The 13,741-nt window shown below is 69.6% G+C and carries 14 protein-coding genes; 6 read left to right on the top strand and 8 right to left on the bottom strand.

Translation table 11 applies throughout. The features are described 5' to 3' along the window. Window positions 1-25 precede the first annotated feature (25 nt). Genes AB0H62_RS17160 through AB0H62_RS17145 form a run of 4 tightly spaced genes read left to right on the top strand, consistent with a single transcriptional unit; the run spans window position 26 to window position 4,843 of the window. Window positions 26-718, top strand: coding sequence for a response regulator transcription factor (locus tag AB0H62_RS17160; protein WP_220241670.1), 693 nt, complete (start codon window positions 26-28; stop codon window positions 716-718). After that, window positions 715-2,121, top strand: coding sequence for an ATP-binding protein (locus tag AB0H62_RS17155; RefSeq protein WP_360586804.1), 1,407 nt, complete (start codon window positions 715-717; stop codon window positions 2,119-2,121). Before AB0H62_RS17160 ends, AB0H62_RS17155 begins: the two co-directional genes overlap by 4 nt. A gap of 56 nt (window positions 2,122-2,177) precedes the next feature. Next, complete coding sequence (locus AB0H62_RS17150; protein ID WP_360586802.1) at window positions 2,178-2,807, top strand: DUF998 domain-containing protein; 630 nt, start codon at window positions 2,178-2,180, stop codon at window positions 2,805-2,807. Beyond that, window positions 2,804-4,843: a glycosyltransferase gene (locus tag AB0H62_RS17145; protein ID WP_360586800.1), complete on the top strand. Its 2,040-nt coding sequence runs from the start codon at window positions 2,804-2,806 to the stop codon at window positions 4,841-4,843. Before AB0H62_RS17150 ends, AB0H62_RS17145 begins: the two co-directional genes overlap by 4 nt. Before the next feature lie 143 nt (window positions 4,844-4,986). On the opposite strand, the gene AB0H62_RS17140 is transcribed toward AB0H62_RS17145, so the two are convergent. The 7 genes from AB0H62_RS17140 to AB0H62_RS17110 form a co-directional block, all read right to left on the bottom strand. Continuing rightward, window positions 4,987-5,277: a hypothetical protein gene (locus AB0H62_RS17140; RefSeq protein WP_360586798.1), complete on the bottom strand. Its 291-nt coding sequence runs from the start codon at window positions 5,275-5,277 to the stop codon at window positions 4,987-4,989. A gap of 4 nt (window positions 5,278-5,281) precedes the next feature. Further along, complete coding sequence (locus AB0H62_RS17135) at window positions 5,282-5,791, bottom strand: Clp protease N-terminal domain-containing protein (RefSeq protein ID WP_360586796.1); 510 nt, start codon at window positions 5,789-5,791, stop codon at window positions 5,282-5,284. A 41-nt stretch (window positions 5,792-5,832) separates the two neighbouring features. Then, a complete protein-coding gene (locus AB0H62_RS17130) occupies window positions 5,833-6,057 on the bottom strand; it encodes a helix-turn-helix domain-containing protein (RefSeq protein ID WP_220240030.1) in 225 nt (74 codons plus the stop codon). Continuing rightward, window positions 6,054-6,311 carry a hypothetical protein gene (locus AB0H62_RS17125; protein ID WP_255638145.1) on the bottom strand — a complete coding sequence of 86 codons (258 nt, stop codon included), beginning with the start codon at window positions 6,309-6,311 and terminating at the stop codon, window positions 6,054-6,056. Before AB0H62_RS17125 ends, AB0H62_RS17130 begins: the two co-directional genes overlap by 4 nt. A gap of 193 nt (window positions 6,312-6,504) precedes the next feature. Next, window positions 6,505-8,625: an MMPL family transporter gene (locus AB0H62_RS17120; protein ID WP_255638144.1), complete on the bottom strand. Its 2,121-nt coding sequence runs from the start codon at window positions 8,623-8,625 to the stop codon at window positions 6,505-6,507. A gap of 211 nt (window positions 8,626-8,836) precedes the next feature. Then, window positions 8,837-9,082, bottom strand: a complete 246-nt coding sequence (locus AB0H62_RS17115) for a hypothetical protein (protein ID WP_266118072.1) — start codon at window positions 9,080-9,082, stop codon at window positions 8,837-8,839. After that, entirely contained in the window at window positions 9,082-9,417 is a 336-nt protein-coding gene (locus tag AB0H62_RS17110) for an ArsR family transcriptional regulator (protein ID WP_220241663.1), read from the bottom strand. Before AB0H62_RS17110 ends, AB0H62_RS17115 begins: the two co-directional genes overlap by 1 nt. Window positions 9,418-9,626: 209 nt before the next feature. On the opposite strand from AB0H62_RS17110, the gene AB0H62_RS17105 reads away from it, so the two are divergent. Both AB0H62_RS17105 and AB0H62_RS17100 read left to right on the top strand, forming a co-directional pair. Continuing rightward, window positions 9,627-10,775: a mandelate racemase/muconate lactonizing enzyme family protein gene (locus AB0H62_RS17105; RefSeq protein ID WP_220241662.1), complete on the top strand. Its 1,149-nt coding sequence runs from the start codon at window positions 9,627-9,629 to the stop codon at window positions 10,773-10,775. Window positions 10,776-10,856: 81 nt separating this feature from the next. After that, the gene (locus tag AB0H62_RS17100) at window positions 10,857-12,284 is read left to right on the top strand and encodes an amino acid permease (protein ID WP_220241661.1); all 1,428 of its coding nucleotides are present in this window, start codon (window positions 10,857-10,859) and stop codon (window positions 12,282-12,284) included. Here the strand turns inward: AB0H62_RS17100 and AB0H62_RS17095 are convergent. Further along, window positions 12,242-13,720 (bottom strand): helix-turn-helix domain-containing protein, encoded by a 1,479-nt coding sequence (locus AB0H62_RS17095; RefSeq protein WP_220241660.1) that lies wholly within the window; start codon window positions 13,718-13,720, stop codon window positions 12,242-12,244. The two genes, AB0H62_RS17100 and AB0H62_RS17095, sit on opposite strands and share 43 nt — an antisense overlap. Window positions 13,721-13,741: the final 21 nt, after the last annotated feature.

Genomic DNA, 13,741 nt, shown 5'->3' with positions numbered 1-13,741 from the left:
GCGTGAAAGAGACCCGGAGGCGCGAGTGCACGTCGTGATCGTCGATGACGAAGCCGCGCTGCGGGACTCGCTGTCGCGCACCCTGCGGTTCGAGGGCTACACGGTGTCGGTCGCGTCGGACGGGGCGCGTGGGCTGGAGCTGGTCAGGTCGCAGCGGCCGGACGGGGTGATCCTCGACGTGACCATGCCGGTCCTCGGCGGCATCGACAGCTGCCGGCTGCTGCGGGCCGAAGGCAACCACGTCCCGATCCTGATGCTCACGGCCCGCACCGGCATCGACGACCGGGTGGCCGGCCTGGATGCCGGTGCCGACGACTACTTGGTCAAGCCGTTCGCGTTGCAGGAGCTGCTCGCCCGGGTCCGCGCTCTGCTGCGTCGCACGGACTACGCCTCCGCCGCGACGGAGCTGCCGCCACCGCTGTCGTTCGCCGATCTGGTGCTGGACTCCTCGACCCGGGAGGTCGCTCGGGGGTCGAGGCCGCTTCGCCTCACCCGAACCGAGTTCTCGTTGCTGGAGACCTTCCTGCGCAACCCGCGCCACGTGCTGACCCGCGCGGTGATGTTCGAACAGGTCTGGGGATACGACTTCGGCGCGGCGTCCAACGGCCTCGACGTCTACGTCGGCTCGCTGCGCCGCAAGCTCGAGGCCGGGGGAGAGCCCCGGCTGCTGCACACCGTGCGCGGCGTCGGCTACGTGTTGCGTGAGGACCCTTTGTGAAACGGCGGCTCCCGGACCTGACGTTGCGGGCCCGGCTGACCGTGCTCGTGGTGGCAGCGGTCGCCGTGGCGGTGGTCGCCGTCTCGCTCACCTCTTGGCTGGTGACGCAAGCGAGCCTGTACCGGCAGTTCGACGCGCAGCTGCAGGCCTACGCCCAGGTGGCCGCGAAGTCCGCGTCACCGGCCGACGCGCTGGCCACCTTGCGCTCGGCCGACCGTGACGGGCGCAGCACCGACCCGGACCACGGCATCGGCCTCACCGTCCAGTTCCTCGACGCCGCCGGCGCGCCCACCGGGACCGCCGGGGAAGTGAGCGCCTTTCCGGTCGGCGCGCCGGCGCGGCAAGTCGCCGCCGGGGCGATCTCGGTCGGCTCCGAGGTCGACAAGATCGGTTCGGACCGTTACCGCGTCTGGATCGCCGCGCGTCCGGACGGCGGCGCGGTGCAGGTCGCCCGCGACTCGGAGGGTGTCGAGCACACTCTGGCCGACCTCGGGCTGTGGGAACTGCTGGTCGGCTTCGCCGGTGTCCTGGTCGCCGCGCTCATCGGCCGCGCCGTCGCGAAAACGGCCTTGCGGCCAGTGGACACGTTGACCGCCGCGGCCGGCGAGGTCGCCCGCACCCAGGCTCTGGCGGCCGAGATCACCGTCAAGGGCCGCGGCGAGCTGGCGAAACTGGCCGAGTCGTTCAACGAGATGCTCGCCGCGCTGGCCACCTCGCGCGACGAACAGCGCCGCCTGGTCGAGGATGCCGGCCACGAGCTGCGCACGCCGCTGGCCAGCCTGCGCAACAACATCGAGCTGCTCATCCACGCGCAGACCCGGTCCGGGCTGCCCTCGGACGACCACGCCCGCCTGCTGGCCGACCTCGACACGCAGTCCGCAGAGCTCACCGACCTGGTCGGCGAGCTGGTGGAGCTGGCCACGGGAGACCGTTCACCCGAAGGCGTGGAAGACGTAGAGCTTGACGACCTCGTGCGTACGGCGGTGGACCGCGCGCGGCCACACGCGCCCGGGATCGGGTTCGACCTGTCCGCCGAAGCCTCCGTGGTCCGGGGCCGGCCGGCCGCGCTCGAGCGCGCTGTGCTGAACATCCTGGGCAACGCCGCCAAGTGGAGTCCCGCCGGCGGCACCGTGACCGTCACCCTCACCGCCGAGCCGGGCGAAGCGCACCTCGTGGTGACCGACGAGGGCCCGGGCATCCCCGACACCGACCTGCCGCACGTGTTCGAACGCTTCTACCGGGCGGCGTCCGCTCGTTCACTGCCCGGCTCCGGGCTTGGGCTGGCCATCGTGCAGCAGGTCGTCGCGCAGCACCACGGCCGGGTGACCGCGTCGAACGGCGAGTGCGGCGGGGCTCGCTTCGAGCTGACCCTGCCCTGCGCGGCACCTGTCCGCGGTTCTTAACCAAATCGGGCTCGATCTTCATCATTTCCTCATCCAGGCTCACGATCGTGGGCGGAGTGAGGACCACTTCGCCTCGGCCGGCGCGGATCAGCCCCATCGCGTGGACCGCGATCGGACTGTGGACGGCCGCGTTGGCCCTGGTGGGTGGGCTGACCGTCGGGTTCGCGCACCGCGTCGACCCGTTCCGCGACCCCGTCAGCGACTACGCGCTGCACCGCTGGGGCAGAGGCGTGTTCACGATCGCGGTGCTGCTCGTGCTCGCCGGCGGGATCGCCCTCGTCGTGGCAGCGCACCTGGCGGGGTTGCCGCGCGACCGTGCCGTGTCCGTCCTCTTCGGACTGTGGGTGGCCGGGCTGTTCCTCGTCCTGCTGTTCCAGGAAAACCCCAGCACCACCGTCGTCACGGTGCACGGCGAAATCCACCGCTTCGGCGGCGCCGTGCTGTTCGCGTGCCTTCCGCTGGCCTGCCGTGCGCTGGTACGGCTCCTGCGCGCCGACCCCCGTTGGTCCCGTCACGCACCGCGGATCCGCTCGTGCGGCCGGCTGGCCTTCGCCACCGCAGCGGCGTTCGGGATCGCGCAGTTCGTCTCCGAGCTGCCCCAGGGACTGCTCGAACGAGTCGCGCTCGCCGCCGAGCTCGGCACCCTGGTGACCATCGCGCTCGTGGTGCGGACGGCGGCCCGATGACCCTCCTCGCCGTCGCCTTCGCACTGCTCGGTGCCTGCTTCTTCGCGGGATCCGTTGCCCTGCAGCACAACGCCGTCCAGACCCGGAGCAGCGTCACGGGCCGGGTCAAGCTCGCGCGGCTGGCCCGGTCACGAACGTGGCAGGCGGGGGTCCTCCTCGGCGTCACCGGCACCGCCCTGCACCTGACCGCGTTGTCGCTCGCGCCCCTGGCCGTCGTCCAGCCGCTCGGGGTGCTCAGCCTCGTGCTGACCGTGCTTGCCGGCCGAGGCGCGGCGACCTCACGCCGGATCCGCGTCGCCGCCGCGGTCGTCTGCGTCGCTGTCGCCGGATTCGTGCTCACCTCGGCGTCCGCGCCGACCCCACACGCGCACATCACCACGAGCGCGGTCGTGCTCGCGGTGCTGGCCGGTCCGGTGGTGGCCGCGGCGGGGCTCGCTTGCCGGGGCCGTGCGCGCTGCCTCGGGCGCGCTGCCGCCGCAGCCGTGCTGTTCGGCCTCGGCGCCGCGGTGATGCGGGCGGCCGCGCTCAGCCTGCCCCACCTGCCGACCGCGGCCGGATTCGCGCTCGCGGGCGGAGCGCTGATCGGCGGTGGTGGCTGGCTGCTCCAGCAAGCCCACGCCGCCGGGCCCACCGCCGTCGTGGTCGCCGCCACGACAGTGCTCGACCCGCTCACCGCCGTCGTCGCTGACCAGGTGCTCTACGGCGAAGCACCTCACCTCTTGCCGGCACTCGCCGCAGCACGCCTCGTCCTGGCGCTGGCCGCCGTGCTCGGCGTGCTCGTGCTGGCGGGCTCCCTCAGCGGTCCCTCCGAACACGACAAGGAACCCCCCATGCCCGACTCGCGCCCCACCTCCGGCCTCCGGATCCTGCTCGGCGCCGACACGTTCCCGCCCGATATCAACGGAGCCGCCCACTTCACCGCCCGGCTCGCCCACGGCTTGGCCGACTTCGGACACGACGTGCACGTGCTGCGACCCCGGCCCCGCGGCGACGACACGGACCACGGCCGCCTCACCATCCACGACGCCCGCGCCTTCGGGACGCCCTTCCACCCGACGTTCCGGATCAGCACGCCCGGCGGCGCCCGCCAGGCCGCGGAGGACGTGCTGGACCGGGTCCGGCCCGACGTCGTGCACGTCCAATCCCACTTCTCCGTCGGGCGCGCCCTGCTCGCAGCCGCGCGAGGCCGGGGCATCCCGACCGTCGCGACCAACCACTTCATGCCCGAGAACCTCCTCGGCTACGTCCGGCTGCCTCAGTCCCTCCGGCGCGCGCTGATCCGCGTCGGCTGGCGCGACCTGGTTCGCGTGTACCGCACGGTCGGGACCGTCACGACGCCGACACCGCGGGCCGCCGAACTGCTGGCGCGCAACGGACTCGAACGTCCCGTCCGCGTCATCTCGTGCGGGATCGACCTTGCCCACTACGCCGAGCGCGCCACACCTGCCACGGGTGACGTCGCCGCCCTGTTCGTCGGCCGCCTCGACGCGGAGAAGAACGTCGACGAACTCGTCCGCGCCGTCGCCCGCCTGCCGCGCCTCCGGGCCGAAATCGTCGGCGACGGCTCATGCCGCCCCGCGCTCATGAGCCTCGCCGCCGAGCTCGGCGTGGCTGACCGCGTCTGCTTCCACGGCTTCGTCCCGGACGCCGACCTGGTCCGCATCTACGCCTGCTGCCAGATCTTCTGCATGCCCGGCACCGCCGAACTGCAGAGCATCGCCACCATGGAAGCGATGGCCGCAGGCCTGCCCGTCGTCGCGGCCGACGCGATGGCGCTGCCGCACCTCGTCCACCCCGGCGTCAACGGCCACCTCTACCCGCCGGGCGACATCGACGCGCTTGCCATCCGGCTGGACGAGCTGGCCCGCGACCCCGGCGCCCGCGCGTCGATGGGCGCGGCCGGCCGAGCGCTGGTGGCCCGCCACGACCTCGCCGACACACTCGAGAGCTTCGTTTCCGTGTACCGCCACGCATGCGGTGCGGCGCAACCGGCGGAGATCGAGGGGCGCCAACCGTCTGTTGCGCAAAGCTCGTGACCGGGCACAGTGGATGCTCCCGTGGATCATCGAATTCGGCCAGAGCACAGCAAAATCGCGGCCAAATCGGCGGACACCGGCTGCGGGACGGGGCACTCTCGAACCATGGCTGCTCCGGCTTCGGCCACGACTGACCCGAGACGTCAGCCGGCTGCGTGCTTTTTGTCCTTTGTGGACGGACGTGCGAGCAGGAGTGTGATGACCACGATGGACACCAGTGGGGCGGCTCCGGCGACCGCGAGGGCCATGATCACCGGTAGTCCGGCGTGGGGAGCCGGACCGCCGGGAGGCGCGGGCGGCGGAGTGAAGCGCAGGCGTGAGTCCAGATGGTGCCAGCGGGTCACTTCCAAGTGGATGATGCGCCAGCTGCCGGCCCAGGCGGCCAGGCCTGTCGCGAGCAGCCACCACAGGCCCCGGCGGTTCCGGCGGGTCACGACGTCACCAGGTGCGTTCGAGAAGCGCCGTCCGGAGTGCCGGCGCGGAGATACCGAGGGCGGTCAGGATCGGCGGCACCATCCCGCCGGACGTGCCGACCACGACAGCGCCGAGGTGACTGGCCCCGGCGGGGGACACGCCACGGCGCCCGGCCTCGGTGACCGCGGCCCGCAGACAGGACCGGGCCCGACCGGTGATCGGCAGGTGTCCTGGTAGCCGCGGACGCCGGGTCCGCGGCCAGGGTGGCGGGATGGGGCCGAAATTGGTCTCGAGCGCTTCCCGCACCGCGTCCAGGTCGATGCCGATCGCGGCGAGCGCCTCGGCGTCCACGTTGTCGAACGCCCGGCGTGGCCTGGCCAGGAGCCGGTCGGTCTGGGTGGCGACGCCGTCGGGAGTCAAGCCGTACTCCCGGGCCACCTCGCCTACTCGGGTGGGTGCGTCCGCGACCGCGAAGAGCAGGTGCTCGGAGCCGATCCCGGGGTGTCCGAGCGTGCGGGCGCGTTCCTGTGCCATTCGTACGAGAGCGCGGGCGTCCTCAGCGAACTGCCGGTTCCTCATTTCGGCCCCCGGATTCTGCGGCCGTGCTTGCGGTGCACCGTCTGCTTGCTCACGCCGAGCCGGGCCGCGATGTCCTGCCACGACCACCCCGACAGGCGCGCCCGGTCCACCTGCAGTGTCTCCAGTTCCTCCGCCAGCGCCCGCAGCGCCGCCACCGCCCGCAATCCGACGTCGGGGTCGGAACTGGCCGCGCTCTCGGCGATCTCCGCTCGTGTCTTCATCTCGTCAACATAAGCTGACGATGCCGAGGTGTCAACATAAGCTGACGATTGCGATGGGTTCTTTGCTCGATCGCCGGGCGGGGCCGGCCGGAAGAACGGATCCGGCCGGCCCCGGGGTCAGGCGCCGAGTCGGGCAGGGACAAACGTGCCGACTTGCCGCCCGCGATCTGGTTGAACAGCAACGGTTTGTCGCCGATCACGGTCCGGATTTCCGTGATGGCGCCGGCGGAGCGGACACCGTCGATGAGGACCACATCCGCGTCGGTCCTCCTGCGAAGACGCGCCCCCTCACTGCCAGAATGGTCCACACATACGCCCTGGCCTGCCGTTATCGAGAAAACCCTGGATGGCTCTTGCGGTTGACTGCAGCCGAGCGCAGTTCAGCGCTGATCCGGCAGACGCCACAGGATGGCAGTTCACAAAGCCTTGCTTCGGCCAGTTCGCAGGTCATCCGGGCCGCGTCCACCGTGACGGCTTCCAAGACCGTGGAGGCAGGAGTGCCAACGCGGCGGGGAGTAGCACTCCGCGGACGAGGGTAGCGTCGACAAGCACTGCGACGGCCATGCTCAAGCCCAGCATTTTGTACTCGATCGCGTTGAGCATGACGAAGACGCCGAAGACCGCGGTCATGATCACGGCCGCGCTCGTCACGACGCCGGCGCTGCGCCCGATCCCGCTCACGATCGCTTCGCGCAGGTCCATTCCGCTCTCGCGCCGTTCGCGGACCCGGCTCAGGATGAAGACGTGGTAGTCCATGCTCAGCCCGAACAGCATGACGAAGAGGAACATCGGCAGCCACGAGACCACACCGCCGTAACTGGTGAAACCGAAGACGGACGAGAGGTGACCGTCCTGGAAGATCCAGGTCAGTGCGCCGTAGGCGGCGCCGATGGACAGCAGGTTGAGCACGATCGAGATGATCGGGATCGCGATCGAGCGGAAGGACACGGCCAGCAGGACGAATGCCATCAGGAGCACGGCGGCGAAGACGATCGGAATCCGCCCGGACAGCACGGCCGTGAAGTCGTAGGCGATCGCCGTTTTGCCGGTGACGGCATACTGGATGCCACTCACCTTCCCGAAGGTGGCCGGCAGAATGTCGGTCCTCAGGTCCTCCAGCGCTCGATAGGATTCTGGGTCGGTCACGGAACCGGCCAGTGGCACCCGGACCACCAGGGCGCGGCCCACCGTGACGGTGGTGATTGGCTGGGAAAGCAAGCCGCCGCTCGTGGTTACGCGCCGGCCAAGGCCTGCCAGCGCTTGCGCAACTCCGGCTTTGTCGACGACGCCGCCGTCGTCGTCCCAGACAACGATCTTCGCGGGCGCGATCACGCCGGGAAACGCTTCGTTGACCCGGATCGCCGCGTCCATCGCGGGAACACTGCGGGGCACGCTGTGCAGGGCACCGGCGTCTTCCAACCGCATGTCAGACGCGGGCAGCGCGGCAATGATGAGCACCAGTGCGGCTGCGCCGCCCCAGGCCAGTGGGCGCCGGACCACGGTGCGGACCACCACCGACCAGGCCCGGGATTCGGCTGCGGCCGTTCGCCGGCGGCCGATCCACGGCAGGCGTCCGCGGTCGATTCTCGGACCCAGCAGCGAAATGAGCGCCGGCAGGAACGTCACCGCGCCGGCCATCGCGGCGGCCACCACGACGGCGGTACCCAGACCGGCACCCCGCAGGTTGTCCAGGCCGGTGAACAGCATGGCGGACAAACAGAGGATCACCGTCACCCCGGAAACAACGATGACGCGTCCGGACGTTCGGGCGGTGATCCTCAGTGCCTCGTCGTCAGTGTGTCCGGCAGCGCGTTCCTCGCGGACCCGACGGAGCGAGAAGAGGGTGTAATCGACTCCCACCGCCATCCCGATGAGCAGCACGATCGCGTTCACCGCGCTGTTGACGGGCACCGCCTTGTCGATCACCCCGAGCAGCCCGAACGCACCCGCCACGGCGGTCATGGCCAGCAGCACGGGCAGGACGGCGGCGACCAGCGCGCCGAACACGATCAGCAGAATCGCCAGGGTGAGCACCAACGAGATGAGCCCGGCGCGCTCGACGTCGTGGCCGAGGGAGTCGTTGACCACGTCGTTCAGGCTCACGTCACCTGCCTGGGCGAGCCGCGCCTGCGGATGGCGTGCGGCCACCTGCCCGACGGCCTCGGTGGCAGCCCGGTAATGAGCCGAGACCTGGTCGTCGGGGCCTGCGAGCACGAAGGTGACGAGGCCGGACCGGCCGTCGCCGGAAATCCGGCTCGAATCATCCAGCGGCGAAAGGACTTCGGCCACCGCTCCCGGTACGGCTCGAAGTGTCGCGACCAGATCACCGGTCGCGGCGCGGACTGCCGGGTTGGCCGAGAACGGCGCTCGTCCGTCGCTTTCTGGCTGCACCAGCACGTTCTCCCGCACGGGCTCGTGCTTTCCTTGCGCATCGAGGGCGACTTCGGCGCGACCCGACTCGCCCGGGTCCACGGCGCGTGCGCCCTCACCCGGGGCAACGGCGCTGATGAGCAGGGCAAGTGCGACCAGTGCGAGCCAACCGATGATCGCCGGCGCGCGGTGCTGCACGGACCACGCGGAGATCCGTTCGGCGAGTGTTTCTCTGCGTTGCTGTTGAGATGGTGACGGCGCGCCGGTGCGGCTGCTGTCGGTAGGCAGCATGAAATACTGTCCTTTCGTGAGGACGGTTCCGTTGAGTGCTCGCCCGCGGGCGAGTTCGGTGCGTCTTCGCTCACCTGGGCCGTCGAGTGGCAGCTCGGCGGCCCAGGACTTCTTGTGACTACTCGACCTGCTGCAGGATCCGTTCGACGGAGTTCATCTGGGTCCTCATCTCGGTGAGCTGTCGTTCGATGTTCCGCAGCGAGGCGAGGCCTTCCTCGGCGAGCTTGCGGTAGTCGTCATCGCGAACGCGCCGCGCCTTCTCCCGCCGGACCGCTCCGATCTGCGTGGCCGTGACCACGATGATCACGATGACCAGCGCGAACATCCCGATCACGCCGGCCAGTTCCTGCAAGTTGCGATCCATCACCGGGTTCCTTCCGATTCGCCGGGCGTGGTCAGCGTGCGGACCGCGACCACCACGGCTTCAGGTGTCAGGTCCAGCACGAATGGCCGCACCTCGTAGAACTTCATTGCTTTCCCGTCTTCCGAGAGCTCCATCCGCGCCGACACCAGGTTGGCCGCTTCCAGCTTCCGCAGGTGAACCTGCAGCAGCGCGCGACTGATGCCCAGCTCGCGCGCCAGCCTGCTGACGTAGTTGCGCTCACGGCTCAGTGCCGCGATCACCCGCAACCGGTGAGGGTTGGCCAGCGTCGCGAGGATCTGCACGAGCTCGTCCCCGGTCGGCACAGAGCTGCTCATAGTGAAACCCTGCACATGCAAAGAGAAGTTAGCAGGAGCTAGCGAAGATTGCTAGTACCGGTCTTGATCTCCCCGGCGGTCGTTTGGAAATCCGCACAAGAAGCTCGCCCCATTTCCTGTAACACAAGCGAATGACCTGGTCGTTCGACACTCCGCATACTCCGTCCGTTCAACCGTGAGTGGTTCGCCGGTGTCGAAAGGTCCAGAGAGTGAAGATCACAGACGTACGTCTGGTTGCCCTGAGCGCGCCTCTGCCGGAGCCGATTCCGTGGCTGGGAGGTGTGTTCCACGGGTTCGACCACGCCATCGTCGAGGTCGAGACCGAAGACGGCTTGGTCGGCCTCGGTGAGGTGACGCAGGCGACGGCCGCCGTGACGGCCGTGAGCAGCATCGTCGAAACGATGCGGCCGCTGGTGGTCGGCAAACGACTGAGCAGCGCGGCCGCGCTGCGGGACCTGCTTGTGCGGAGCACGAGGTTCTGGGCGCGCGGCGGCCTGCCGGTGGGCGTCATCTCCGCGCTCGAGGTGGCGGCGTGGGACCTGCTCGCGCAGGAGCAGCACGTGCCTTTGTGGCGACTGCTCGGAGGCCTGGCCCACGAGCGGGTTCGCGCCTACGCGAGCACCGGGCTGGGCCCGACCGTCGCCGCCGTCGTCGAGCAGGTGCGTGCTCAGCAGGAGGCCGGGTTCGACCTGGTCAAGGTCAGGGCGCGACCGACTGTGCCGGAGACCCTCGAGCTGCTCGATCGGGTCGCGGACGTTCTCCTGCCCGGAACGCGGTTCGCGCTCGACGGTGCGCAGGGCACAGTCGCGACGCCGTGGACGTTCCAGGAAGCGGTCCAGATCGGACGCCGTCTGTCGGCGTTGGACGCCGAGTGGTTCGAAGAGCCCCGTCCGGCCGATGACCACGCCGGTTATGCCGAGCTGCGCCGCAAAGTCGACGTTCCCCTCGCCGGCGTCGAGACGTATACCTCCCGAGCCGACTTCCGGGCGCTGGCCAACAGCCGCGGAGTGGACGTTCTGCAACCCGACGCGACGATTGTCGGCGGGATCGGTGAGCTCAACGCGGTCGTGACGCTGGCCGAGTCGCACGGCCTCCGAGTCGTACCGCACACCTGGGGATCAGCGATCGCGATCATGGCGAACTATCACGCGGCGTTCGCCAATCCGAGCATCGAGCTCGTGGAGTTCTGCACCTACGACAACCCGCTGATGACCAGGCTGCTCGACGGCGTTCTGCAGATCGAGGGGGGTTCCGTCGCGCCTCCGCGAGCACCGGGGCTCGGGGTGGGCCTGCCGGCCGAGATCAGGGCGGAGTTCGCGAACGTGCGGCCGGGAACCGGGATTTCGGTCGCGGTCTGACGACCGCCGGGACCCGATCAGCTCAAGGGGGGCTTCGATCCCGCGCGCACCACCGGCGCAGAACAGAGCCAGGAGAACAAGATGGGCGAAACAACCAAAGAATCCGGAGCCGGCCTGAAGCGCCGGCTCAACTCTCGGCAAGTCAGCATGATCTCGCTCGGCGGCGTGATCGGGGCCGGACTTTTCGTCGGGTCCGGGAGCGCCATCAAGACGGCCGGCCCCGGCGTTCTGGTCGCGTACGCCGCTGTCGGACTGCTGGTCGTGCTGATCATGCGCATGCTGACCGAAATGGCGGTCCACTCGCCGGACACGGGGTCCTTCTCGGCCTACGCCACTCGTGAATTCGGTGCGTGGGCGGGGATCGCGGTCGGGTACGTCTACGCCTACATCTGGATCGTGACCGCCGGCTTCGAGGCGACCGCGGCGGCGTCCATCCTCAGCAATCTGGTGCCGGCCGTTCCACCGTGGTTGTTCGCTCTGGTTTTCGTGGTGGCGATGACCGGCGTCAACCTCGTGGCGGTCGGCCTGTTCGGCGAGCTCGAGTTCTGGTTCGCTCTGGTCAAAGTGGTGACCATCGTCGCCTTCCTCGCCATCGGCGTGCTCGCCGTCTTCGGGATCCTGCCGGGGACATCCTCGCCCGGGTTGGAGAACCTGACCGGACACGGCGGATTCTTCCCCAGCGGGATCGGCAGCGTCGTCGTCGCCGCGCTCGTCGTGATGTTCTCCTACTTCGGCACGGAGGTCGTCACGGTCGCCGCCGGCGAAACGAAGAACGCCGCCTACACGCTGCGGAAAGCGATGCGCTCGGTCGTGCTGCGGATCCTGATTTTCTACATCGGATCGATCGCGATCATCGTGACCCTGTTGCCTTCCGACTCCCCGGCCGTCGCATCGGCGCCGTTCGTCGCGGTGCTGGAACACCTGCGGATACCCGGCGCGTCCGCGGTCATGGAGATCGCCATCATCACCGCCGTGCTCTCGAACCTCAACTCGGGCATCTACGCGAGTTCGCGAATGGTGTTCGGACTGGCGACGCACCAGCAGGCGCCGCGCGGCCTGATGCGGACCACGAAGCGCGGCGTACCGCATTTGGCGATCCTCACCGCGTCCTGCGGTGGTTTTGTCACCGTGGCGGCCGACTACTTCCTGCCGACCGAGACGGTTTTCACTTTCCTGCTGAGCTCGATCGGCGGGATGGCGCTCGTCGTCTATCTGGCGATCGCCCTGACGCAGATCAAGGCGCGTTTCCGCATGACCGCGTCGCAAACGGAAGCGCTCCAGGTCCGGATGTGGGGACACCCGGTGCTCGGCATCGTCGTGGTCGCCGCGTTGTTTGCCGTGCTGGTGGGCTTCCTGTTCGATCCCGGCAACCGCGGGTCGACGGTGATGAGCATCGGAGTGACGGTCCTCGCGTGCGCACTGGGCGCGGTGCACCAGTTGCGTCGCCGGAACTCGGTCCGATCCGCTCAGCCGGCTGTCCTCGACGAGCTCGAGGCGACACGGGACTGATGACGGGGCGCCGGAGCGAGCCCGGCGCCCCGCCGTTCCAGCACCGCGAGCTGGAGGTGCAGAACCAGCCGGTTGTCCGGATTGTCCAGGTCGACGTCGAGCATCTTCCGGATCACGCCGAGGCGGTATCGAATGGTGTTGGGATGTACCCCGAGCCCGCGCGCAGTCGCTTTGACGTCGCCGAAGTGCTCGAGATAACGGCGAAGAGTCAGGACGTAAGCGGTGCCGTGCTCCGCGTCGTGGCGCAACAGTGGCAGGGCACCGCCTGAACCCCAGGTGTCGTCCTCGGGGCGTGCGGCGAGAGTTCGCAGACACAGCGCTCCCCACACATGGCGCACCTCGTAGAGCCGTGGAAGTCGCGGCGCCTCCTCCAACACGGCACGCGCGCGTTCGAACAGTGCCCCGAGTTCTGCGGCCGGGCCTTCGACCACGGTTGCCGTCGCGCCGGTGTTGGTGATGGATGAACCTGTCCGGTCGCGGAGCTTGTCGTCGGCGCGATCGATGACCGCGAGGACGTCGTCGAGCACGACGACGATGCGGGAATCCCGGTCGGTCTCAAGCCGGGCGCGGAGCCGATCGAGCTCGTCCGGGCCGTCGGCGGGAGTGGGAAAGCGGGCAGCGAACACGACGACTTGCGAAGCCGGTGCCAACCCGATCCGGTTGAGAGTCGTGGCGTCGGGGTGCTCGAGCGCCGAACGCACCAGCGCGGTACGCCGCGCCGACTCCGCGCGCCGGCCGGTCCCGAGCAGGGACACTGCTCGCCCCATCTCGGCGGTCGCTCGGCGGATCGACTCCGCGAGCGCCTGGACCTCGTCCTCTGTCAGCTCCGGCCAGGGCAACGCAGCCCAGATGTAACCGCTCACCGCTCGATCTCCGGGAAGCTCGGCCACGAGCCGATCCCGCGCCCCGGGCATGGTGAACCGGATGGGCGTGCCTCCGGCCATCGCCCGCGGTTGCACTCCGTGCCGCCGGAGCAGAACCGACGTCGGCCACACCGACCGCTTCGCCAGGATCGCGTCGCGCCGCCAGTCGTCGATCTGCTCACCGCTTGCCGAATGCGCAAGCACGTGGCCCGCGATGTCTTCGACCAGGATGTTCGCGCCGACCTCACCCGCCAGGTCGTCCACGAGCTCCGACAACGAAGCACCAGCCGCTGCCGGACCGGCATTCGTCCCCACGGTGCTGGAGATCGCGGAAAGGAAATCCAGCCACGGGAGTTTCCGCTCGGCGACCAGCACAGCGGGGCCTTCGTCCGTTTGCCAGGCACGGTCGAGCTCGGTGCTCGCCTTGAGCACGAGCGCCGCGACGCCCGCACTGAGCAGTCGGATCCCCTCCGGTCCGGGCGGCTCGGACCCGTCCACACCGGTGAGGACCACGATGTGTCCGCTGCCGGCGCCGGCGCTCTGGACCGAGTCCGTGGGATCCGATACCACCACCGCGCGAACCCCACGTTCGAG

This window comes from Amycolatopsis sp. NPDC050768 (assembly GCF_040654155.1).
Taxonomy (GTDB): Bacteria; Actinomycetota; Actinomycetes; order Mycobacteriales; family Pseudonocardiaceae; genus Amycolatopsis.
This window is presented reverse-complemented; position numbering and strand designations above follow the sequence as displayed.